This window comes from Limibacillus sp. MBR-115 (assembly GCF_040549425.1).
In the GTDB taxonomy this organism is placed as follows: Bacteria; Pseudomonadota; Alphaproteobacteria; order Kiloniellales; family CECT-8803; genus Limibacillus; species Limibacillus halophilus.
The window spans coordinates 107375-128757 of record NZ_JBEPTJ010000009.1 but is presented as its reverse complement, the minus strand read 5'-3'; the positions used below and the strand labels follow the sequence as shown (position 1 = coordinate 128757).

Below are 21383 nucleotides of genomic sequence, written 5' to 3'. Positions count from 1 at the left end.
CGTCTCCTCAGACACCAAGGTAGCTCTGCGTCAGGTCGGCATTGCGCCGCATATCATCGCTATTGCCCTGCCATACAACCCGGCCCCGTTCCAGGATCACGTGGTGATCGGCCATGTCCGCAAGGGCGCTTACGTGTTTGTCGATGACCAGCAATGCCAAACCTTGAGCTTTCAATTCGGCCAAGGTAGACCAAATTTCCTCGCGAATCAGGGGCGCCAGGCCTTCGGTGGCTTCGTCGAGTATCAGTAATCGTGGATTGGTCATCAGGGCTCGGGCAATGGCCAGCATCTGCTGTTCGCCGCCGGAGAGTTGATTGCCCCAGTGGGCGGAGCGTTCCCGCAATATCGGGAAGAGGTCCATGACCCGGTCCAGGGTCCAGGGCCTCTCAGGCTGTTCGTCGGCACTGTGCGGTAATCTAGCTGTGGCGATGAGGTTCTCTCTCACAGTCAGGTTCGGGAATATCTGCCGTCCTTCCGGTACAAGGCCCAACCCGGTACGGGCAATCCGGTAGGATGCCTTGCCCGCGATACTGCGCCCCGCGAAATTGATCACTCCACTTCTTGGCTTCAGCAGTCCCATGATACAGCGCACGGTCGTGGTTTTGCCCATACCATTGCGGCCCAGAAGTGTCACAAGTTCTCCCGATCCGATTGTCAGATCGACGCCAAACAAAACCTGACTTTCGTTATAGGCCGCCTCAAGACCGTGCACTTCAAGCATCGGCGATCTCCTCATGGCCAGCGCCGAGATAGGCCTCGCGAACCAAAGAATCCTGGCGGATTGCATCCGGCGTGCCATTGGCGATCACACGCCCGCCTGCGAGAACCGAGATCCGGTCGGCCAACGCAAACACGGCGTCCATATCATGCTCTATCAACAATATTGGCGCGGTCATGCGCAAGCGTGACAGCAGTATGATCATGCGTTGGCTGTCCTCACGGCCCATGCCAGCCATGGGCTCATCCAGCAGGAGTACCTTCGGCGCCTGAGCGAGCGCCATGGCCAACTCGAGCTGTCGGCGCTCTCCGTGCGCCAAACTGGAAGCACGCTGGTCCGCGCGCATTATCAGGCCAACCTTGCGGAGCGATTCGCGCGCTTCGTCGTTAAGCGGGTAGTCCTTGACGGTGGGTTGCCAGAAACGAAAGGAATGGCCCTGTCTTGCCTGCACCGCCAACGCCACGTTCTGTTGTGCAGTGAAGTGGGGGAAGATCGAGGTTATCTGAAACGTGCGGGCCATGCCTAACAGCGCTCGCTGCGGGGCGCTTGAACGGGTCACATCACGACCCAGCAGTTTGACGGTGCCGCTGTCAGGTTTCAGCAGCCCGGATAGAAGGTTGATCAAGGTGGACTTGCCCGCACCGTTCGGGCCAATGACGGCGTGAATCTCACCGGGGAGCAGGTCAAGGTCGACGGCGTCACAAGCTGCTATGGCTCCATAGCGGCGGCTTAGGCTCCTGGCTTGCAGCAGTGCCTCAGTCATGCCCGCTCTCCCTACCGCCGATCCAACCCCATAGGCCGCTGCGTGCAAACAACACGATAAAGATCAACAAGGGCCCCAGGAATATCATCCAGTGCGTTGTCCAAGCCGACAGCACTTCCTCCAGCGCGATGTAGGCCAGAGCGCCGAGGATAGGTCCAAGAAGACTGCCGATGCCACCCAGGATCACGATAACCAGCAATTCACCGGAAAGGTGCCAAGATAGTAAGCCCGGACTGATGAATTCCGTGTGGTTTGCCATCAAAGCGCCGGATAGGCCACCAATTGCACCGGCGAGAGTAAAGGCGACGAGCTTATAGCGATAAACCGGGAATCCGAGCGCCAGCATTCTCTGCTCGTTATCGCGCGCGCCCTTGAGCACCATTCCAAAACGGGAACGGACAACGCGTCCGAGAAACAGCACGACCAAGGCGGTCAGCGCCAGTGTCAGGTAGTAGAATTGCCGGTCATCCGTGAGGTCGAGCGCCGGCAAGGTAGAGCGGCTCCAAAGCGACAGACCATCCTCACCGCCATAGTCGCGAAAGGAGATAAAAAGAAAGAAGAGCATCTGCGCGAAGGCCAGCGTGATCATGATGAAGTAAATACCGCTGGTGCGTAGGCAAATCGCACCTATAAGCAGCGCCAGAATCCCCGAAACGAGCATTGCCAAAGGCCAGGCGATCAGAGCTTCTTCGGTCGCACTCCATTGAAAGAATCCCAGGGATATAGGGCTCCCTAGCGTCGCGTGGAAACTCAGTATGCCAACGATATAGGCGCCAGCGCCCAAAAAGGCCGCGTGCCCAAAGCTGACCATCCCGCCAAAACCCAAGATGAAATTGAGGCTGCTAGCGGCAATTCCCAAGATTAGTATCCGCGTGGCAATTCCCGTGACATAGCCGTAACCCAATGCCTCTGCAACGAAAGGCAGAACCAGGAAGAAGAGGAGGAGGAGTGTGGCGTACTTGCGGTCAACCATGCGCGCGGAACAGCCCCTGCGGTTTTATGAAGAGCACCAATGCCATCAACATGTAAATCGACATGGAAGAAAGCGCCGATCCCATGCCATCAGCGCGCGAGGGATCCATAATCAAACGCAAGGCGGTCGGCAAGAACGAGCGCCCCAAGGTATCGACGAGCCCAACCAATATTGAGCCGATCAAAGCGCCGCGGATCGAGCCGATGCCACCAATCACGATGACCACGAAAACCTGTATCAGGATAGCTTCGCCCATCCCCATTTCGACAGAGTAGACGGGTCCAGCCATGACGCCTGCGAGGCCAGCGAGCATCGCTCCGATTCCAAAAACGATTGTGTATAAGAGCCCCACGTTGACGCCCAAGGCACCGACCATTTCTCGATTGGAGGCACCAGCGCGAATTAGCATGCCGATTCGCGTGCGTTGGGTCAGAAAATAGAGGAATAACGCGACAAGCAACCCCACTAGGATTATCGCGAGGCGATAGGCGGGATAGGGAATGCCGGGGAGCAGTTCCACCGACCCGTTCAGAAACTCTGGGACATCCAAAAACACCGGCCGAGGCCCCCAGAGCACTCGCACCAACTCGTTGAAGAACAGGATCAAACCAAAGGTAGCCAACACTTGGTCAAGGTGGTGGCGGGGGTAAAGCCGCCGCAGCACGATGACCTCGACCAGCATGCCGACCAGCATCGTGGCGGGTAAAGCGATCGCCAGACCGATCATGAAGGAGCCGCTCCAGCTTGTGACGGCCGCCGTCACGAAGGCACCAACCATATAAAGCGAACCATGCGCTAGATTGACGAGATTCATAATACCCAGAACCAAGGTCAGTCCCGCCGCTAAAAGAAACAGCATGACACCGAACTGCAAGCCGTTGAGGATTTGCTCCAGCAGAAGAAGCATTGTGGTTGTGGGCCCCCATCAAAGGAAAAGGCAGGAGCGGCCTTAATGCCGCCCCTGCCTCTAAAATAGCAAGGCTTTAGAGCTTGCAGTCTGCGGCATAGGCGTCCTGATGATCGTGGAACGCTTTGCCAATGATTTCATTGGTCAGAACATCGCCTTCTTTGATCACCCGACGCACGTAAATATCCTGTATCGGGTGATTGTTGTTCCCAAAACGGAATTCACCCCGGACGGAATCGAAATTGGCGGCCTTGATTGCTGCGCGCAGCGCGTCCTTGTCCGAAACGTTACCACCGGTAGCCAACAAAGCGCTGGCTATCAGTCGGGCCGCATCATACCCCTGGCTTGCATAAAGCGACGGCAGGCGACCGTAGGCTTTCTGGAAATCGGCAACAAAGCGATTATTCGCTTCGTTGTTCAGGTCCTTGTTCCACTGCGAGGAATTGATAACGCCTAGAGCTGCATCTCCCACTGCGCCCAGTATCGCCTGATCGAAGGAGAATGCCGGCCCATACAGAGGGACGGATTTATCCAACCCGGCTTGATTATACTGCTTGATGAAGGAGATACCCATGCCGCCGGGCAGGAAGAAAAACACGGCGTTGGGGGAAGCATCGCGAACTTGCGCGATCTCGGCGGCGTAGTCGGTCTGACCAAGCTTCGTATAGAGTTCGCCTTTGATCTCGCCTTTGTAGTAGCGCTTGAAGCCTGTAAGAGCATCTTGGCCAGCAGGGTAATTCGGCGCCAGGATAAAGGCGCTGCCGACGCCCCGGTCCTGGAGATACTGACCGATGGCCTCATGCAGATTGTCATTTTGCCAGGCAACGTTGAAGTAATTTGCATTGCACCCGGCGCCAGCAAGCAGCGAGGGGCCTGCATTCGGGCTGATGTAGATAATGTCGTCGCGTACCACCTTGGGGACAATGGCGATGGCTAAGTTGGACCAAACAAGGCCAGTCATGATGTCGACCTGATCGCGATCGACCATTCGCGAAGCAATCTCCGTTGCGCGGTCCGGCTCACGGGCGTCGTCTTCAATAATCAGCTCGATCTCCGCGCCTCCTAGCTTGCCGCCCTCTTGATCAACCGCCAACTGGAAGCCGTCGCGAATGTCGATACCCAATGCGCTACCACCGCCCGAGAGCGTGGTGATCATGCCTATCTTGACGGCCTCTGCCTTTGCCGTTGCAACTGTGGCGGCACCCCAACTCAATACGATGGCTGCCGATACAGCTATGCTTTTCAAACCAAATTTCATGGGACCTCTAGCCTCCCCTGCGGTTGTTTGTCATGCCCGAAAGCGCGAAATCCTATCGCATAGGCAGTCCGGGCCAAAGTGGAAAGCGGCGCATCAAAGGATCATCTTTGCTTAGTCGACTATAAAATCCGTAAGGTTCCAATGGTTCAAACATTAGGGATTACGTGATGAAACTTCCCGAATTGATGAGCGGTATGGTTCTAACAGGCCATGGAGGCCTCGATAAACTTCAGTGGCGCGATAACATTCCGGTGCCAAAACCAGAGCACAATGAAGTGCTGGTCGAGGTGCTCGCCTCGTCGGTTAACAATACCGACATCAACACGCGTATTGCCTGGTATTCGAAGTCGGTGCGTGGCGATACGGCTTCTGCGTCAAAGCAGGTCGCCGAGGCCGCCGAGGCCGATGGCGCTTGGTCAGGGGAGCCCTTGGTTTTCCCACGCATCCAGGGCGCCGACTGCTGCGGTCGAATTGTGGCGGTCGGAAGCGATGTTCCCGAGAGCAGGATCGGTGAGCGCGTGCTGTTGCGTGCGATGCAGACTTTCAAGACGGAGAGTGGTGAACTGCAATGCAGGACACTCGGTTCGGAGAGCGACGGTGCGTTTGCTCAGTACACCAAGGTATCTTCCTTCGATGCGCTACCGGTCAACAGTGACTGGACCGACGAGGAACTGGCCTCGATCCCTTGTGCCTACTCCACGGCGGAGGGGATGCTGCAGCGTATCGCGTTGGGCGCGGAGCGTGTTTTGATAACGGGCGCATCCGGAGGAGTCGGCTCCGCTGCGGTGCAGTTGGCAAAACGACGGGGTGCGCATGTTGCGGCTATGATCAACCCATCGAAAGCCAAAGCATTGGGCGACATCGGTGCCGACGAAACCGTCGGGCGAGACGATCCATTCCCAAAGGATTCTTTCGACGCCGTTGTCGATCTGACCGCGGGCCCGCGCTGGCCGGATATGATTACCGCACTACGGCGCGGCGGCCGTTATGTTGCATCGGGAGCGATCGCCGGTCCGCTGGTGGAGCTGGATGTACGCACGCTTTATCTCCGCGACTTGAGCCTCTTTGGATCAACGCTCCAGCCGGATCGGATACTGCCCGACGTCATCAGTTACATCGAACGCGGCGAACTAAAGCCGCTAATCGCCAGGGAGTTTCCACTCAAGGAACTTCAGGCTGCGCAGACAGCCTTCCTTAAAAAGGATTTCGTTGGGAAGATCGCGATCCGGCACGTCTAGAACGGCCGGATCGAATGTGCAGCGCCGTTAAGCAACCAGCGGGACGGGGCGGAGCAAGAAGGCCGGAGTATCGTCACCGAAAGGCGTGGTGTAACGATCCGAACGGTTCTTACTGCTGCTCTGCGGTTTGCTTTCAGTTTTCTTTCCAGCACGTGCAGGCGTTTTTGGCTTTGCTTCTGCCTTTGCTTCGACATTTGCTTCAGGCATGGTGCCATCTTCGGCTACAGAAGCCTTAGGCGAGGCCTTAGAGGTAGATTTGCGACGACGGCTGCGGGCGGGCTTGGTTGCGGCTGCATTTTCGGTGCTCAACTCCGCTGCGGCTTCCTGCGGCGTAGTAGCGGCTTGTTTCTCAGCCTCGGTTTCCACGGAAGCTTCGGTCATGTTCCTGCCCACGTTTGCCTCCTCGGCTTGTTGCGGCTTTGCTACGTCCGTACTTGTGCCGTCGAGTTTCAACTCTTCGATCTTGCGTTTTAACATGCGTTCGACAGCTGCCAACAGCTTTCCGTCTTCCGATGTCGCGATCGTAAAGGACGCACCGCTGCGGCCCGCGCGACCCGTGCGCCCGATCCGGTGAATATAGTCTTCGGCATGGCTGGGAACATCGAAATTAAAGACGTGAGATACCGCCGGAATATCCAATCCTCTGGCGGCAACGTCCGAGCACACCAGGAATTTGATTTTCCCTTTGCGAAAATCATCCAGGGTTTCCATTCGCTTGGGCTGAGCCATGTCACCGTGTAACGCTTGGGCATCGTACCCATGCCGCTCCAAGGAGCGCCTCAGGATATCCACATCACGCTTGCGATTGCAGAAAATCAAAGCGGTCTGAATTTCTTCCCGCTCAATCAACTGCCGCAGCATAGCACGCTTTGCCTGGGGTTCGCGTCGGCAGCGCACGAGGCGCTGTACGACCGTTTCCGCTGGTGAAGCCGGTGGCGCAACGGATATTTCCTTCGGGTTCAACAAAAACTTGTCCGCCAGTTTCTTGATTTCCGGCGGCATCGTTGCTGAGAAGAAGAGTGTCTGATGCGGGAAGGGCAGGCGGGCGACAATCTTCTCGACGTCGGGAATGAAACCCATATCGAGCATGCGATCGGCTTCGTCGATAACCAGGATGCGTGCGTCGGCCATAATGATCTTGCCGCGCTCGAATAGGTCGATCAGACGACCTGGCGTGGCGATCAAGACGTCGACGCCTCGGTCGAGTTTCTTTTCCTGCTGAGCCATGGACTCGCCGCCAATCAGCAGCGCCATGGAAAGCTTGTGATGACTTCCGTATTTCTCAAAGCTTTCGCCAACCTGGGCGGCAAGCTCGCGCGTTGGCTCAAGAATGAGCGAGCGCGGCATCCTTGCCTTTGCGCGGCCGGAAGCGAGAATATCGATCATTGGAAGGGTGAAGGACGCCGTTTTTCCCGTGCCTGTTTGGGCGCAGCCGAGGACATCACGTCCCATCAGCACGTAGGGAATGGCTTTTTCCTGAATCGGGGTAGGCTTGTCATAGCCAAGCTCACCCACGGCTTGAACCAGTTCGTGGCTCAAGCCAAGGTCATTAAAACTCATGAACTCTCTTTTACTGGATTGATTTTCTTAACTCAGTTCAAAAGGCGAAAAAATTTCTGCCTCAACTGGCCGCTAATATAAGAACAAAGCCGCTAAAGTCAATTAAACCCTTGTTAAAGGGAATTCAAACGTCAGTGATTGTTGCTTCAACCCCATCAGTGTGGACTATGCGAGCTGACCGATTGAACGCGATACAAGCTAAAAGGATGGAAGAGATGACTGCAGAGCCCATGCAACTGGCGTTGTTGCCAGGCCTCCTTTGCGATGCTGAGCTTTGGAGGCCGCAGATCGAAGGGCTTTCGGATATTGCTGAGTGTCATGTGGCCGATTTCAAGAGCCAGCAGACCGTTGGCGAAATGGCGGCCACGGTTCTCGATCAGATGCCGGGCACTTTCTGTATGGCCGGGCTTTCCATGGGCGGTTATGTCGCACTTGAGATCATGCGCCGTGCGCCTGAACGTGTTCAACGGTTGGCGTTGCTGGACACAACCGCACGCGCAGACAGCGCCGAACAAACACGTCGCCGTCGTGGGCTGATACAACTTGCGGAGAAAGGCGACTTCAAAGGTGTGACGCCGCGGCTCCTACCGATGCTGATCGCTGAGCGGTTTCTCGAAAATGACAAACTGAAGTCTGTCATTATGGGGATGGCCGGACGCATAGGGCGGGATGGGTTTCTTAATCAGCAAAAGGCCATCATGACGCGGCCTGACAGCTTGCAAGAATTGGCGGGAATCAAGGTGCCGACGCTGGTGCTCTGTGGGCGCGATGACGTTTTGACACCGCCTGACCGGCACGAGGAAATGGCGGCGGCGATTATGGATGCCGATCTGGTGGTTCTGGGCGGTTGCGGACACCTCTCCAGTTTGGAGCGGCCCGCTGACGTGACGGCTGCACTCAGGCGTTGGTTGCTACGTTAGTCTAGCCAGTTAGCCCGGCGGGAATCGTCTTGATTCGGGTCGTAGTGCGGCATGATTACATAGGCCATCCGTCGTAAGAGATTTGACAGCGGCAATGATCGTGGCCTGTCCGGGCGTGCCACTGCGCCACTGGCGGTACTCATCAGTCGATCTCCAATGCAAAGCGCCATCAGCACACGCATTTGCAGGGGATCAGTTGCGACTGGCTGGCCGGGCTCTCTACAAACGATCTCGCTCTTTGCACCTGGCGTCGCATCCAGCAAAACGACGAGTCGGTAAGGGGATGCGTAGCCGTCGGGCTTCTCAGCCTCGGTGAAGAAGGGAAAGTCCTGGCCCGAGGGGGCGCCATAGAGCATATCGGCGATTACCGCTCCTAACTCCTGGTCAGACGCAGCAAAGGGGTTGTTTGGGAGCTCCAGCAGCATGCCGCCGCGGCTTGCTGCATAGTTCCGGGCTTCCGGGTTGTAGGCGTCCAATCGATGATTATAGATCACCCATCCGCTACCGGCTGGTGCTGTACAGCCGGCCAGCATTGTCAGCAATACACCGGCCAGCAGGCCAGTCGCCCGCGCCTTAACCGGCCGGTTCCTACGAGCGGTCATGACGAATATATGCTCCAGGATTTGTCTCATGAGGCGGATTTTAGCAGACCCCGCCAATCCCTGCACCGTCATGTTGATCAGATGTCGAGCTCTTCAACGAAGCGCGCATGTTCTTGTATGAAGGCAAATCGCAACTCTGGTTTGCGCCCCATCAACTGCTCGACGATATCTCCGGCCCGGCGCTGTTCACCGATCGGGTCGACATCATCCGGTTCGACAACCGTCACACGCAACAGCGTCCGCGTGGCGGGGTCCATTGTTGTTTCCTTCAATTGCTTGGGCGGCATTTCGCCCAATCCTTTGAATCGACTGATCTCGACCTTGCCCTTGCCTTTGAACTCCCGCTCAATGAGTTCTTCTTTATGGAGGTCGTCTCGGGCGTAGAAACTCTTACTGCCTTGCGTCAGTCGGTAGAGTGGGGGCTGAGCCAGATAAAGCCGTCCTGCATCAATGATTCCAGGCATTTCCCTATAGAAGAAGGTCATCAACAAGGATGCGATATGTGCGCCGTCCACGTCGGCATCAGTCATGATAATGACACGCTCATAGCGCAGTTTATCCTTGTCGAAGGAACCTCGGGTTCCGCAGCCAAGGGCTTGTACCAAGTCGTTCAGTTCCTGGTTCTGCTTCAGCTTGTCGCTGGTTGCGCTGGCGACGTTCAAAATCTTACCGCGCAGTGGCAGAATGGCTTGCACATCACGGCTGCGCGCCTGTTTTGCAGATCCGCCCGCGGAATCGCCTTCGACAAGAAAAATCTCCGTACCCTCAGCGCGGCTGCGTGAACAATCGGCCAGCTTTCCGGGCAAACGCAGCTTTCGGCTGGTTGCGGTTTTGCGGTTAAGTTCCTTTTCCTGGCGGCGGCGCAACCGGTCCTCGGCACGTTCGATGATGCGCTCCAGCACCAAGCGGGACTGCTCGGGGTCGCCCGACAGCCAGTGATCGACGTGATCCTTTACAACGGTTTCCACCAATCGCGTGGCTTCCGGGGACGCGAGTTTTTCCTTGGTTTGCCCTTGAAACTGCGGCTCGCGGATAAAAACCGAGAGCAGGGACATCGCGCCGCCGAAAACATCGTCAGCGGTGATCTGCTGCGCCTTCTTGACGCCGATCATCTCGCCATACGCCTTGAAGGCGCGCAACACCGCCTGGCGGAACCCCTGTTCGTGGCTGCCGCCTTCAGGCGTCGGGATGGTGTTGCAGTAGGAGTTTAGAAAAGCGTTCTCGTCAGCAGGCCAACTCATTGCCCATTCTGCGCGCCCCTTGTCTTCAGGGAAGGCCGCTTCACCTGCCAACACATTTGGTGACAGGTTTCGACGCTGGCCCAGGGACGCTTGCAGGAAATCTCTCAAACCATCGGGAAAATGGAGGACGTCATTCGGTGGCGTGCTGTCGTCTCCCAGCAGCAATCCCGGTGCGCATGCCCAACGAATCTCGACACCCTTGAACAGGTAGGCCTTTGATCGGGTCATACGATAGAGTGTTGCCGGCTTGAAACGCGCAGTGGGTCCAAAAATCTCCGGGTCCGCGTGGAATGTTACGGTCGTCCCACGCCGGTTATGAACCGGGCCGCAGTCCTCCAACGCGCTAACCGGATGCCCTTGACTGTAGGATTGTCGCCAGAGTTTCCGATCGCGCGCGACCTCGACGACCAAGCGATCGGCTAGTGCATTGACTACCGATAAGCCGACACCGTGAAGACCACCTGAAGTAGCATAAGCCTTGCCACCGAATTTCCCGCCTGAGTGGAGTGTCGTGAGGATCACTTCCAATGCTGACTTGTCACGGTATTTAGGGTGTGGGTCGACCGGAATGCCGCGTCCGTTATCGCGTACCGTTACACAGCCGTCTTCGGACATTTCCAACTCGATCCGGCTTGCATGGCCCGCCACCGCTTCGTCCATGGCATTGTCCAGCACTTCGGCCGCAAGATGGTGAAGGGCCCGCTCGTCGGTGCCACCAATGTACATACCCGGACGACGGCGTACTGGCTCCAAACCCTCAAGAACTTCAATGTCCTTGGCGCTATAGCCGTCGTCTTTATGGGCTAGATTCTGGAAGAGATCGCTCATAAGCCGCATTATAGGAGCCCCGAGGGGTGGAGCAAGCAAATGCTGTGGCATTTGCATCCCCAATCTACTAGATATTGGCTTTTATTGGGGGAAAAATCATGGATGAAGAGATTAGGCCGCCGGATCGGGAGCCCGCTCTCAGGACTCTGGCCATGCCGGGCGATGCGAATCCAAACGGTGATATCTTTGGCGGTTGGGTCCTTGCGCAGATGGATCTGGCCGGGGCTGTTCCAGCAGTCAAGCGCGCGCGCGGTCGGGTCGCAACGGTGGCCATTGATGCTATGCGATTCCACCGGCCCATTTTCGTTGGCGATCTGGTGAGTTGTTACGCGACAATTCTCGCTGAGGGCGCAACGTCGATGCAGGTTCGGGTTGAAACCTGGGTCGAAAGAAGCGCTGGAGATGAGATCATGAAGGTGACCGAAGGTATGTTCGTTTATGTCGCCATTGATGCTGATGGCGGGAAAAGACCGCTACCAGTACGCGAATGACTTTATTTTTTGAACAGGTGCTGCGATAGTATGCTTTATGAAACGAACGATCGTCACACTTTTATTGATGCTGATTTCGGTTTTCACAGCACAGGCCTTTGCGGGCGAAGCCGATATTGTAGACGCGGTTGCTTACAAAGATCGTAACAACACCTGGCGCTTTGATGTGACGGTCGCCCACGCGGATGCTGGCTGGGAACACTACGCTGATCGCTGGGAGGTAATGGGGCCGGACGATACAGTCTTGGCGACACGGGTAATCTATCACCCGCACGTCACGGAGCAACCCTTCACACGGTCTTTGGAGAACGTGCATATACCGGATGACGTTAAGGTCGTTCGGGTGAGGGCACGTGACTCGATTCATGGCTATGGCGGCAAGGAGATCGAGATTGAACTGCGGCGCTGAATAGCGGATTGGCCTCGCTGGAAAAGAAGGGGCCGCCTGGAAAGGCGGCCCCATTTTCGTTCGGTTGTTCGAATTGTATCAGGACGAATAATACATCTGGAACTCGATTGGGTGCGGAGCATGCTCGAAAGCGTAAATCTCCTCCCATTTAATATCGATGTAGCCCTCGATCTGATCCTTGTCGAACACGTCACCCTGCAGCAGGAAGTCGTGATCGTCGGCCAAAGCGGTTAATGCTTCACGCAAGGAACCGCAAACGGTCGGAATGTCCTTTAGTTCCTCGGCCGGCAGATCGTAGAGGTTCTTGTCCATTGGGTCGCCGGGATGGATCTTGTTCTTGATCCCATCGATGCCAGCCATGAGCATTGCCGTGTATGCGAGGTAAGGGTTGGCAATAGCGTCCGGGAAGCGAATCTCGACGCGTTTGGCCTTTGGGCCGGCGCCGAAGGGAATGCGACAGGAGGCCGAACGGTTGCGGCTTGAATAGGCCAATAGCACAGGCGCTTCAAAACCGGGCACCAGGCGCTTGTAGCTGTTGGTGCTGGGGTTGGTGAAAGCATTCAATGCACGGGCGTGCTTGATGATGCCGCCGATGTAGTAGAGGGCCATCTCCGAAAGACCCGCATAGCCGTCACCTGCAAACAAGGGCTTGCCGTCTTTCCAAATCGACTGGTGAACGTGCATGCCGGATCCGTTATCGCCGTAAACCGGCTTTGGCATGAAAGTAGCCGTTTTGCCATAAGAATGGGCAACGTTGTGGACGACATACTTGTAGATCTGCATGTTGTCGGCGCATTTGAGCAGGGTATCGTACTTGATACCCAGTTCATGCTGGCTAGGCGCCACTTCATGGTGATGCTTTTCTACGTTGACGCCCATCTCCTTCATGACCGTCACCATCTCTGCACGCAGGTCGGTGCCTGAGTCGACGGGAGGCACGGGGAAGTAGCCGCCCTTTACCACCGGTCGGTGTCCCATGTTTCCCGCCTCGTACTCGACGCCGGACATATATGGGCCTTCTTCGCTTTCGAATTGGAAGAAGGAGTGGTTCATGTTGACCCCGAAGCGCACGTCGTCGAACACAAAGAACTCTGCTTCTGGTCCGAACACGGCAGTATCGCCAATGCCGGAAGACTGCAGGTAGGCAAGGCCCTTTTTCGCAGTCGTGCGCGGATCACGGTTGTAGGGCTGGCCGGTCGAAGGCTCCAAGACATCACAGGTCAGGATCAACTGCGGCTGTGCAGCAAAGGGATCCATCACAGCGGTGGAGAGATCCGGCAGCAGTGCCATATCGGACTCGTTGATTGCCTTCCATCCGGCGATGGAAGAGCCATCGAACATGATACCCTCGGTCAGCATTTCTTCGTCTACCGTATCGATGTGCTGAGCGACGTGCTGCCATTTGCCGCGTGGATCTGAAAAACGGAAATCGACGTATTTCACGTCGTTTTCCTTGATCATATCTAGAACTTTTTTGACCTCGGACATGATGGTTCCTCTTTGTGGTGTGGGTTTTCTAAAGGGTTGGGTGTATGCCCGGCTTAAACTGCGTCGGAACCGCGTTCGCCAGTGCGGATACGGATCGCATCGTCAATGCTTGATACGAAAATCTTTCCATCGCCTATCCTGCCTGTTTGCGCGGCCTGTTGGATTGCTTCGACGGCGCGCTCGACTAGGTCGTCGTCCAAGACCACTTCGACTTTCACCTTGGGCAGGAAGTCGACGACGTACTCTGCGCCACGATAAAGCTCCGTATGGCCTTTTTGGCGACCGAAGCCTTTCGCTTCGATGACCGTGATGCCCTTGATGCCGACCTCATGAAGGGCTTCCTTCACCTCGTCGAGCTTGAAGGGTTTGATGATCGCTTCGATTTTCTTCATTGCTTTCGGGACCCCATAATCGCTTCGGACCGGGCAGCAGGCCCGCTCCTTGGTAATGTAATAAGCAAGAATCATGCCAAATTAGTTTAATTGGCAGAAAACCTCATTAACCTAGCTGTGGGCGGGCGCTCTCTATTGGCTCTCAGTTCTTTTCTGCACAAAAAATAGGCAGGTTGCCGTGGCGCTGTGCAGTATACAGCAGTCAAAGGGTTGCCCGTTCTATTCCTGGTGAGATTCAAGCCACTCCTGTATGCGCTGCAATGCTATTTCGATGTTCTCCATCGAGTTTGCATAAGATAGACGAACATAGCCTTCGCCGTGCGCACCGAACGAAGTTCCGGCAATTGTTGCCACCCCAGCCTGATCAAGAAGGCCCAATTCGACCTGTTTGGCCGTTAATCCAGTGTTTGTGATGTTTGGAAAAGCGTAAAAGGCCCCACCTGGTTCCACACATGAGACGCCGGGTATCTGGTTCAATCGCTCGACAAGGAAACGCCGACGGGCATCAAATGCCTGCTGCATGCCGTCGACGCTGTCTTGTGGCCCTTCTAAGGCCGCAATGCCCGCAAATTGTGCAGCCGCGTTGACACAAGAGTTGCTGTTGACCGCGAGTCTGGTAGCCCCTTCGACCAATTGTTTGGGCCAGACACCATATCCCATCCGCCATCCGGTCATTGCGTAAGTCTTACTCCAGCCTTCCAGAAGAATCAGTCGATCTTCCAACTCTGGATAGCTCAGAAGGCTGGTATGCTTGCGGCCATCATAAAGCAATCTGCTGTAAATCTCGTCGGACAGGATAGCGACCTTTGGAAACGCTTCGAGCCCGCGCACCAGATTATCGATCTCGGATTTCTCTGTGACCCCCCCGGTCGGATTGGCTGGTGAGTTGAGAATTATGAGCCGTGTTTTGTCGGTAATAAGGCTGAGTAGCGTTTCGGCATCGAAACCAAAGCCATTCTTCTCAAGTAAGGGCAGGGGGACAGGTTTTGCACCGGTAAAACGGATCATGGATTCATAAATCGGAAAGCCTGGATTAGGATAGATGATCTCGGCACCGGGTTCCCCAAACATCAGAATCGCAAAAAACATTGTGACCTTACCGCCGGGTACCACCACGACCCGCAAAGGATCCACGTCTGCCGCGTACTGTTTATGCAGGTATGCGGAAACAGCCTCCCGAAGCGATGGAATTCCGTTGGCGGGCGTGTAACCGTGCTGGCCGTCATGCAAGGCCTTGACCGCTGCTTCCACAATATGGTCGGGCGTAAGGAAGTCAGGCTGACCAATACCAAGGTTGATAATGGAACGGCCCTGAGCTTCTAACGCCTTGGCACGGGCTAGAACCTCGAAAGCAGTTTCAGTGCCCAGTCGTGACATGGCATTGGCTTGTTGCAGCATCGTCATTCTCTATTCGCCCATCTCCGGTTGGTGTTTCGTGAAGCTAGGCCGTAGGAGGATCGCTCGGCAAGGATTCTCATCGGGCCACAGCCTCAATGTGCGTTTGCCCTATCGGGTCAGAACAGCCGAAAGGGCTAATTTTTGTAACGGAGGGAAAGTACTGGTTCCCGGGCTGCCGACTGAATGGCCAACGTCTCAGCAGGCTGAACGCAGGCCGCTAATCAAGGGGATACTTGACGGCAGCAGGGGGAGCCTTTAAGACGCGGCATTACTGAGATGTCTTCGCTGTGGTGGCTGTAGCTCAGTTGGTTAGAGCGCCTGGTTGTGGTCCAGGAGGTCGTGGGTTCAAATCCCATCAGCCACCCCACTATTTCTGATGAACCCCGACAGATACGACCCTTCGTCCCCAGCGAGAAGGATTAGGCGACAGCATAGTCGTTGTCGTGATTGTCGCTGTAGCTAAGGGGCAATTCGATTGTGACTTTCAGCCCCTTCTTTCCCTGCTCCAAGCGCATCTTGCCGCCCATTTCCTTAACGATATCGCTGCTGATCGCCAACCCCAGGCCTGTTCCTTTACCAGCGGGCTTTGTGGTGAAATAGCGCTCTGTCGCGCGTGTCATCAGGGGGCCGGGGATGCCGCCGCCGCTATCTTCCAATATGCAGCAGAGCCCAAAGTCATTTCTGACAAGCGATACGAGAATGTAAGAGTCGGATGAGCCGCCTGCCGCTTCCTTTCCACTCTCTATGGCATCAATGCTGTTGGTCAGGAGATTGAGCAAGACCTGTTCGAAAAGAATCGGATGGCCGCGCACCAACGGTGGGGCCTCTCCAGAAGAGAATTGCAGTGTGATCCCAGCCTGTTCCAACCTGTGCTGGATCAGCATGAGGGCTGCTTTCATGCTCTCACGCGGATCGAAGGCAAAGCGCTGATCGTCAACCTTGCGGCCAAACACCCGCAAATGATCAATGATCGTCCGGATGCGCTCGCTGTTATTGGCGAGCCGGTTCATTTTATCACTCAGATAGCGCCTTATCTCCTGCTCCGTAAGAGTACTATCCTCAAGGGCGCTGAGTGTGTTTTGTACGGCGAGATCGATAACCGCCAGCGGCTGTTTCAGCTCGTGCGCGATGCTGGTGGATATGTCGCCCAGAGTTGCGAGTTTTGACGTTTGGATGGCAATTTGCTCGGCGATTTTCTTCTCACTGATGTCTCGACCGACCAGCATGTATTCGCTGGGCCGGCCCTGGTTGTCAAAGAAGGCCCGAATCGTTGCCTGTATCCATCTCAGCTCCTGTTTCCCGCCATTGATGCGGCAGTTTATCTCCTGTGTTTCACTTGTCGGGCTTAGTTTGGAGAGCGCCGTTTCAATGATGCTGCAGTCTTCCGCCGGCACCAGATTTGTCGGGCGGGTTCCAATTAGATCCCCCAGGCGGATGCCGACGATGTCTTGGAAAGCCTTGTTGGCGAACTGCAAGCGAAAATTCTTATCAAGGCGGCAGATCGCTTCGCTTTGCGTTTCAACGATGCTGCGATAGCGGGCTTCGCTTTCCGCCAGCAGTCGACGCTGCTTATCGATCTCCGCAACGAGTTCGTTGAAACGACTGTAGAGGGGGGTCAATTCACGACCCGCATCAACATCGGCGAGAAGCGTGACATGGTCGCTTGAGGTGCCAATCGTTCTCAATCCTTCCACCAGCCTTTCAAAGGGCCTCATGATCTCGCGCATCAGGCGTCGGGAGATCAGCGTGGCGATCAAGATCGATACGACCAGGATGGGCAACATGAACTTGATCGTGTGAAGAAACCAAGAGGCAAAGCATTCGACTCTGATTATCAGACCGAGTCGTCCAACTACTTCTCCGGCAGCCTTTATTTCCCTGCTGATGTGAATTTGGTTGAACCTAACGGGTGTCTCTATCGACCGGGTCTCCGTCCCGTGAAATGTGTCGATATATGTCGGGTCACCGAAGATCGCGAAAATTGTTCCATCATTACGAAATATGTAAGCCGCCCACACCGAAGGCTTCAACGCCAGGGATTGGATGACTTCCTCCGCAGCGAGTTCGTTTTCGAATACGATAGCCGCCGCCAGATTCTGGGTCAGGATATCGGCGATGGCCGTCGCTTCGTCGATCGCGGTGACCCGGTTTCGATCATACTGAAACAAGCTGAACGTCAGATTAGCGACGATGAGCGCCAGAACCGTTGTTGCAAGTGATGCCCTGAGCAAGCGCTGCAACAAGCTGTGCCCCATCCAAACACCCATCACGGCACGCTCCCATGACTGCGGCTCAGGCCAAGACGCATGAGGGCTTGGGCCAAAAGGATGCCCGTTTGTTGGAGCGCCGCCGCATTGATTTTGAAGAAGGCTGTGTTTTCATTGCGGATCAGTTCAAAAGCGCCGCCATTTTGCGCAAAACCCTCGGCATCACTGACGAGCGCAATAGGTAGATCACGAATGGGGTCCAGAATGTATGGAAGGTCACCGCTGTCTTCTGCGGTCAGGTAAAGAACATGACATCCTTCCAGATGCTCATAGTTGTGAATCTGCCGCATGACGACCCGGCGCCCATTGATTCTTCGAATGGCGGAGCCCAATGCGCCGGGTTCGTTGGGAAGGGTTATCACATTTGGTTTGCTGCAGATTTTTATAGGTGCGTACTGGTCCGTGAAGGCGCGGGACGGCCAAGCGGAAAAGCGCACCAAATTGATGATGGCCCAACCCCTGACTTCTTCGGGGCTTCGCTTGTGTTGCCAATCATGGTGATCGCGATGCCAGGCGGTGGCAGGGACGGGAAGCAGAAGGCAGAGCACCAAGAATATCCGCCACCACCGCCCTCGGCCTCCCAACGGCGCGACGGTGCGTGATGCCCCGGCCACCACGGTATTATGACGCCGAAGGGTTTCGGATAGGCTGGCCATTTCTTTGGGCTCTGCCTTACGCTTTCAATCTAGATTCAGCTTATGAAGTTTCTTTCACTTTGGTTTCAACGACTTCGGGTGTGAATAGATAACCTCTACTGCGAACCGTCTTGATCATTATTGGACCTTTATGACGGTCTTCCAGTTTCTTCCTGAGACGGGCGACGAGATTATCGATGCTGCGATCGAGCGGCGACCAGCGTCGGTTGTAAACATACTCCAACAAAAGGTCGCGGGAGAGGAGTTGCCCCGGTCTGATGAGAAACGCCTCGAGCAACATGTACTCAGCCGTCGTAAGATCAACGAACTCACCATCTGGGCGCATTAAGGTTCGGCTACGCCCATCGGCCTGCCAACCTAAAAAATCCCATACGCGATTGCTGGCGCGGATGCCACTTACCCTGGCGATCGCATGGCGGCGAATAACGGCTTTGATCCGTGCTTGCAACTCACGGAAATCAAAAGGTTTGCTAATGTAGTCGTCCGCCCCGATCTCAAGGCCGACAACTCGGTCCACCACGTCGTTGCGGCCGGTAATTATGATTATGGGTACATTGGACCGGGCGCGAACTTCGCGGGTTAGCGTGATGCCATCGTCACCCGGGATCATGAGATCGAGCAGGATCAGATCGAATGGGAGCTTGCCGCCGGAGTTCCGAAGAGTGCGCCCATCTGCGTAACTGGTTACAACGAATCCGTGCCGTTGAAGATATTCGGCAAGCTCGGCACGAAGATCGGATTCATCTTCTATAAGTAAGATACGATTTAGCAGCGTCCCGTTGGTTTCGTTGTTGAGTCCTTCATCGATGATGTGGTCTTTGCCGGGATTCTTTGTGTCCCGGTCTTGTGTCGTTTGGCTATTGTACACGCCAATACTCCTTTCACCCTGAGACGCCACAGTCAATTCCCGATGGAACAGATGCAGCAGTCCAGCCCCCTCCAAACGGCAAAGCACCGTCTGGGATCTAAAAAAACCTTGTTGGAGAGATAGCGCCAGAACGACTTGGTTCTTTTCTGGGTTCTATTCCGGCTTTCACGATAGTTGCCCCCTCAAGGTATTTTCTTTTTTACGTCTCTTGTGTCCGAGACAGCCCTTTTTACCAAGTTTTGTCAGATTACCAAATTCATATGTTTGTGAAAATTAAAAAAACTAATACGAGAATCTTAGGAAAATTCGATGCAAGGTAAGCTGATCCTTGGTTAACTGAGATATAGTTTTTCCGAGAGACTGGCACTTTAGTTTGTCGGTTTGTGTGTTGGTGCCCGTGAGGAGGAATATTGAATGCATAAGACTGCGGCTTTTGGATTATTGCTCCTGGCCGCTGCCGCTTTGGTCTCACCAACGTCTCCGGCTCTCGCGAATTACGAACAAGGGTTGCGCGCATTCAATGCGGCGGCCTACGCGCAGGCGGAAACCATATGGGAACCTTTGGCGGAAGACGGTGACGCTCGCGCGCAATACGCGCTGGGCGTACTTTATGAAACAAAGGCCGGTGCCGACGAAGCAGTCCTTGAAAAAGCGATCCATTGGTACAGCCGCGCAGCCGCGCAGAATCACCCAGATGCTTTGACAAACTTGGGTGGGCTCTATGCTCAAGGGTCGGGTGTCGCGCGGGATGCCACAAAGGCTTTCTCGCTTTGGTCACGGGCCGCGAACCTCGGCAATGCGCTCGCTGCCTACAACCTCGGTCTTGCTTACTATCGAGGGGAGGGGGTCCTGGCAGACATTGCCAAGTCGCGCGAATGGTTCAAGCAATCCGCCGAGTCCGGTTTGGCAGATGCGCAGTTTGCAATGGGGCAGGTTTATCTGTTGGGGGTCGGGGTCGATGCGGACAGTGTTGCGGCGCTTACCTGGTTCTCGCTGGCGGAGCGGCAGGGCCACGAGGCGGCTGCCGAGGAAGCCCGCAAATTGCGAGAGACCGGCGTTGGGCTGCAGGAAGAAATCGCTGCCTCGGCTGAGGTAGAAGAGAGTACCGATAGTGTTTCTGTTGCGGAAGCGGCTGCGCCGAAACCCGATGAAGAAATTCTACCCGACGACGCGCAATCGGCCATAGTTGAACCAAGTCAGCCGAACGTCCCGGCTCCACAAGTGAAAGAACCGCAAGCTCCTGTATCGGCACCTGTTGAACCGGCTGCAGAGAGCGGGGCGGCCGACGACGCCTCCTTAGGATCGGACAAGGGAATTGTCGTTTGGTTGGGTACATTCGGCGATCGGGACGATGCGGAGGAGTTCCGCCGCAAAACACTGGCCCTGTACAGCGGTCTTTTTACAGGACATCCAATCAGCATTGTGCCATTGGGTGGGAGCAGCGGCTACCGGGTGTTTGCGCAGGGTATGGTCGATGGGGCGGATGCCGAAGTTTTCTGCAGAACGCTTCGGGCCGGTATTGAAAATGCCTACTGTGCAGCGCTCGCGCTCTAAGGAAAGTACTTTGTAATACAAGATCGCCAAGCGTGCGATTCATGAACAACGGATAGGTAAAAGGAAGAATCCAGCATGGCCAATAACCTTAAATCTCGGATGCACAACGGCGAGCAGTTGCTCGGATTCTGGCTTGAACTGTTCAGCCCGATGGCGGCCGAGGTCATGGCCGAAGCTGGGTACAATTGCGCGATGCTCGACATGGAGCACGGGCCGGGCGGCTTCCTGGATTGTATTTCTGTGATGCAGGCCATGAAGGGGACCGACTGCGTGCCGTTGGTCCGCGTGCCTTGGAATGATCACGTTGCGATCAAACGTTCTTTGGATGCTGGTGCGCGCGGTATCATGGTGCCTTCTGTAGATAGCGCCGAACAGGCGCATCAGGCGGTCGCGGCCTGCCGCTATGCGCCCGGGGGCAGACGGGGAAACGCTGCCTCCATTATTCGCGCTTCCGGATATGGCGTGAATGCGGCCGAGTACCTGAATACGATTCAAGACGAGCTGCTCGTCATTTGTCAGATAGAAACTCGTAAAGCTGTTGAAAGCGCCGCCGCAATTGCCGACGTTGAAGGAGTGGACATGTTGTTTGTCGGTCCCTCTGACCTTTCCACGGAAATGGGGCTGATAGGGCAGGTCGACCACCCGCAGGTTCATGAAGCAATTGCGAAGGTGGAGGCTGCCGCAAAGTCTGCTGGAAAGCTAATTGGCCATATTCCGACGCCAAAACGGCCGGTAAAACTGCTTGTGGAAAGCGGGGCCAGTTTGATTTTGACGGATGCCGACGTTGCGCTGCTGCGCAATGGCGCTAGGAACTCCATCGAAGCCTTTCGCAGCCTCACAGGAACCAAATAG

Annotated in this window: 20 protein-coding genes and 1 tRNA gene; 7 read left to right on the top strand and 14 right to left on the bottom strand. The window is 55.6% G+C overall.

All coding sequences use genetic code 11. The annotated features are described in order from the left end of the window. Positions 1–7: 7 nt before the first annotated feature. The 5 genes from ABIE63_RS16130 to ABIE63_RS16110 form a co-directional block, all read right to left on the bottom strand. Complete coding sequence (locus ABIE63_RS16130; RefSeq protein ID WP_354505985.1) at positions 8–721, bottom strand: ABC transporter ATP-binding protein; 714 nt, start codon at positions 719–721, stop codon at positions 8–10. After that, the gene (locus ABIE63_RS16125) at positions 714–1481 is read right to left on the bottom strand and encodes an ABC transporter ATP-binding protein (protein ID WP_183416635.1); all 768 of its coding nucleotides are present in this window, start codon (positions 1479–1481) and stop codon (positions 714–716) included. The genes ABIE63_RS16130 and ABIE63_RS16125 overlap by 8 nt, the downstream gene beginning before the upstream one ends. Then, positions 1474–2454: a branched-chain amino acid ABC transporter permease gene (locus ABIE63_RS16120; RefSeq protein ID WP_354505982.1), complete on the bottom strand. Its 981-nt coding sequence runs from the start codon at positions 2452–2454 to the stop codon at positions 1474–1476. The genes ABIE63_RS16125 and ABIE63_RS16120 overlap by 8 nt, the downstream gene beginning before the upstream one ends. After that, positions 2447–3361 (bottom strand): branched-chain amino acid ABC transporter permease, encoded by a 915-nt coding sequence (locus ABIE63_RS16115; protein ID WP_354505980.1) that lies wholly within the window; start codon positions 3359–3361, stop codon positions 2447–2449. Before ABIE63_RS16115 ends, ABIE63_RS16120 begins: the two co-directional genes overlap by 8 nt. Before the next feature lie 76 nt (positions 3362–3437). Continuing rightward, positions 3438–4619 (bottom strand): ABC transporter substrate-binding protein, encoded by a 1182-nt coding sequence (locus ABIE63_RS16110; RefSeq protein ID WP_354505978.1) that lies wholly within the window; start codon positions 4617–4619, stop codon positions 3438–3440. Between the two features lie 167 nt (positions 4620–4786). Here ABIE63_RS16110 and ABIE63_RS16105 point away from each other — a divergent pair, with 167 nt between their 5' ends. Next, a complete protein-coding gene (locus tag ABIE63_RS16105) occupies positions 4787–5857 on the top strand; it encodes an alcohol dehydrogenase family protein (RefSeq protein WP_354505975.1) in 1071 nt (356 codons plus the stop codon). Positions 5858–5884: 27 nt separating this feature from the next. Here the strand turns inward: ABIE63_RS16105 and ABIE63_RS16100 are convergent, their stop codons facing one another. After that, positions 5885–7417 carry a DEAD/DEAH box helicase gene (locus tag ABIE63_RS16100; RefSeq protein WP_354505972.1) on the bottom strand — a complete coding sequence of 511 codons (1533 nt, stop codon included), beginning with the start codon at positions 7415–7417 and terminating at the stop codon, positions 5885–5887. A gap of 215 nt (positions 7418–7632) precedes the next feature. Between ABIE63_RS16100 and ABIE63_RS16095 the strand changes: the two genes are divergently transcribed. Then, positions 7633–8337 carry an alpha/beta fold hydrolase gene (locus tag ABIE63_RS16095; protein WP_354505969.1) on the top strand — a complete coding sequence of 235 codons (705 nt, stop codon included), beginning with the start codon at positions 7633–7635 and terminating at the stop codon, positions 8335–8337. Here ABIE63_RS16095 and ABIE63_RS16090 read toward each other — a convergent pair. Together ABIE63_RS16090 and parE are read right to left on the bottom strand one after the other, a co-directional pair. After that, positions 8334–8939: a hypothetical protein gene (locus tag ABIE63_RS16090; protein ID WP_354505966.1), complete on the bottom strand. Its 606-nt coding sequence runs from the start codon at positions 8937–8939 to the stop codon at positions 8334–8336. The two genes, ABIE63_RS16095 and ABIE63_RS16090, sit on opposite strands and share 4 nt — an antisense overlap. A 77-nt stretch (positions 8940–9016) precedes the next feature. Further along, the gene (gene parE, locus ABIE63_RS16085; RefSeq protein ID WP_354505963.1) at positions 9017–11008 is read right to left on the bottom strand and encodes a DNA topoisomerase IV subunit B; all 1992 of its coding nucleotides are present in this window, start codon (positions 11006–11008) and stop codon (positions 9017–9019) included. A gap of 98 nt (positions 11009–11106) precedes the next feature. Between parE and ABIE63_RS16080 the strand changes: the two genes are divergently transcribed. Further along, positions 11107–11499 (top strand): acyl-CoA thioesterase, encoded by a 393-nt coding sequence (locus ABIE63_RS16080; RefSeq protein ID WP_183416644.1) that lies wholly within the window; start codon positions 11107–11109, stop codon positions 11497–11499. 37 nt (positions 11500–11536) lie between these two features. Next, entirely contained in the window at positions 11537–11908 is a 372-nt protein-coding gene (locus ABIE63_RS16075) for a hypothetical protein (protein WP_354505959.1), read from the top strand. 78 nt (positions 11909–11986) lie between these two features. On the opposite strand, the gene glnA is transcribed toward ABIE63_RS16075, so the two are convergent. From glnA to ABIE63_RS16060, 3 genes are all read right to left on the bottom strand, one after another. After that, positions 11987–13396 carry a type I glutamate--ammonia ligase gene (glnA, locus tag ABIE63_RS16070; RefSeq protein WP_354505957.1) on the bottom strand — a complete coding sequence of 470 codons (1410 nt, stop codon included), beginning with the start codon at positions 13394–13396 and terminating at the stop codon, positions 11987–11989. 53 nt (positions 13397–13449) lie between these two features. Continuing rightward, positions 13450–13788, bottom strand: a complete 339-nt coding sequence (locus tag ABIE63_RS16065) for a P-II family nitrogen regulator (RefSeq protein WP_354505954.1) — start codon at positions 13786–13788, stop codon at positions 13450–13452. Between the two features lie 219 nt (positions 13789–14007). Continuing rightward, complete coding sequence (locus ABIE63_RS16060; protein ID WP_354505951.1) at positions 14008–15192, bottom strand: pyridoxal phosphate-dependent aminotransferase; 1185 nt, start codon at positions 15190–15192, stop codon at positions 14008–14010. Between the two features lie 284 nt (positions 15193–15476). On the opposite strand from ABIE63_RS16060, the gene ABIE63_RS16055 reads away from it, so the two are divergent. Continuing rightward, positions 15477–15553: transfer RNA gene (locus ABIE63_RS16055), tRNA-His, on the top strand. A 52-nt stretch (positions 15554–15605) separates the two neighbouring features. On the opposite strand, the gene ABIE63_RS16050 is transcribed toward ABIE63_RS16055, so the two are convergent. The 3 genes from ABIE63_RS16050 to ABIE63_RS16040 are packed head-to-tail and all read right to left on the bottom strand — an operon-like array spanning position 15606 to position 18977. After that, positions 15606–17453, bottom strand: coding sequence for an ATP-binding protein (locus tag ABIE63_RS16050; protein ID WP_354505947.1), 1848 nt, complete (start codon positions 17451–17453; stop codon positions 15606–15608). Next, entirely contained in the window at positions 17453–18109 is a 657-nt protein-coding gene (locus ABIE63_RS16045; protein WP_354505944.1) for a YfiR family protein, read from the bottom strand. The genes ABIE63_RS16050 and ABIE63_RS16045 overlap by 1 nt, the downstream gene beginning before the upstream one ends. 40 nt (positions 18110–18149) lie before the next feature. Continuing rightward, the gene (locus ABIE63_RS16040; protein WP_183416651.1) at positions 18150–18977 is read right to left on the bottom strand and encodes a response regulator transcription factor; all 828 of its coding nucleotides are present in this window, start codon (positions 18975–18977) and stop codon (positions 18150–18152) included. Positions 18978–19391: 414 nt separating this feature from the next. Here ABIE63_RS16040 and ABIE63_RS16035 point away from each other — a divergent pair, with 414 nt between their 5' ends. Together ABIE63_RS16035 and ABIE63_RS16030 are read left to right on the top strand one after the other, a co-directional pair. Next, positions 19392–20531 carry a hypothetical protein gene (locus tag ABIE63_RS16035; RefSeq protein WP_354505942.1) on the top strand — a complete coding sequence of 380 codons (1140 nt, stop codon included), beginning with the start codon at positions 19392–19394 and terminating at the stop codon, positions 20529–20531. A gap of 75 nt (positions 20532–20606) precedes the next feature. After that, positions 20607–21383, top strand: a complete 777-nt coding sequence (locus ABIE63_RS16030; protein WP_354505939.1) for an aldolase/citrate lyase family protein — start codon at positions 20607–20609, stop codon at positions 21381–21383.

Excerpts from the sequence above, each read along its gene's own strand:
- ABIE63_RS16110 (WP_354505978.1), bottom strand. The coding sequence starts at position 4,619 with ATGAAATTTGGTTTGAAAAGCATAGCTGTATCGGCAGCCATCGTATTG.
- ABIE63_RS16045 (WP_354505944.1), bottom strand. The coding sequence starts at position 18,109 with ATGGCCAGCCTATCCGAAACCCTTCGGCGTCATAATACCGTGGTGGCC.
- parE (WP_354505963.1), bottom strand. The coding sequence starts at position 11,008 with ATGAGCGATCTCTTCCAGAATCTAGCCCATAAAGACGACGGCTATAGC.
- ABIE63_RS16125 (WP_183416635.1), bottom strand. The coding sequence starts at position 1,481 with ATGACTGAGGCACTGCTGCAAGCCAGGAGCCTAAGCCGCCGCTATGGA.
- ABIE63_RS16065 (WP_354505954.1), bottom strand. The coding sequence starts at position 13,788 with ATGAAGAAAATCGAAGCGATCATCAAACCCTTCAAGCTCGACGAGGTG.
- ABIE63_RS16120 (WP_354505982.1), bottom strand. The coding sequence starts at position 2,454 with ATGGTTGACCGCAAGTACGCCACACTCCTCCTCCTCTTCTTCCTGGTT.
- ABIE63_RS16050 (WP_354505947.1), bottom strand. The coding sequence starts at position 17,453 with ATGGGTGTTTGGATGGGGCACAGCTTGTTGCAGCGCTTGCTCAGGGCA.
- ABIE63_RS16060 (WP_354505951.1), bottom strand. The coding sequence starts at position 15,192 with ATGACGATGCTGCAACAAGCCAATGCCATGTCACGACTGGGCACTGAA.
- ABIE63_RS16075 (WP_354505959.1), top strand. The coding sequence starts at position 11,537 with ATGAAACGAACGATCGTCACACTTTTATTGATGCTGATTTCGGTTTTC.
- ABIE63_RS16115 (WP_354505980.1), bottom strand. The coding sequence starts at position 3,361 with ATGCTTCTTCTGCTGGAGCAAATCCTCAACGGCTTGCAGTTCGGTGTC.
- ABIE63_RS16035 (WP_354505942.1), top strand. The coding sequence starts at position 19,392 with ATGCATAAGACTGCGGCTTTTGGATTATTGCTCCTGGCCGCTGCCGCT.
- ABIE63_RS16130 (WP_354505985.1), bottom strand. The coding sequence starts at position 721 with ATGCTTGAAGTGCACGGTCTTGAGGCGGCCTATAACGAAAGTCAGGTT.
- ABIE63_RS16095 (WP_354505969.1), top strand. The coding sequence starts at position 7,633 with ATGACTGCAGAGCCCATGCAACTGGCGTTGTTGCCAGGCCTCCTTTGC.
- ABIE63_RS16100 (WP_354505972.1), bottom strand. The coding sequence starts at position 7,417 with ATGAGTTTTAATGACCTTGGCTTGAGCCACGAACTGGTTCAAGCCGTG.
- ABIE63_RS16030 (WP_354505939.1), top strand. The coding sequence starts at position 20,607 with ATGGCCAATAACCTTAAATCTCGGATGCACAACGGCGAGCAGTTGCTC.
- ABIE63_RS16080 (WP_183416644.1), top strand. The coding sequence starts at position 11,107 with ATGGATGAAGAGATTAGGCCGCCGGATCGGGAGCCCGCTCTCAGGACT.
- glnA (WP_354505957.1), bottom strand. The coding sequence starts at position 13,396 with ATGTCCGAGGTCAAAAAAGTTCTAGATATGATCAAGGAAAACGACGTG.
- ABIE63_RS16090 (WP_354505966.1), bottom strand. The coding sequence starts at position 8,939 with ATGACCGCTCGTAGGAACCGGCCGGTTAAGGCGCGGGCGACTGGCCTG.
- ABIE63_RS16105 (WP_354505975.1), top strand. The coding sequence starts at position 4,787 with ATGAAACTTCCCGAATTGATGAGCGGTATGGTTCTAACAGGCCATGGA.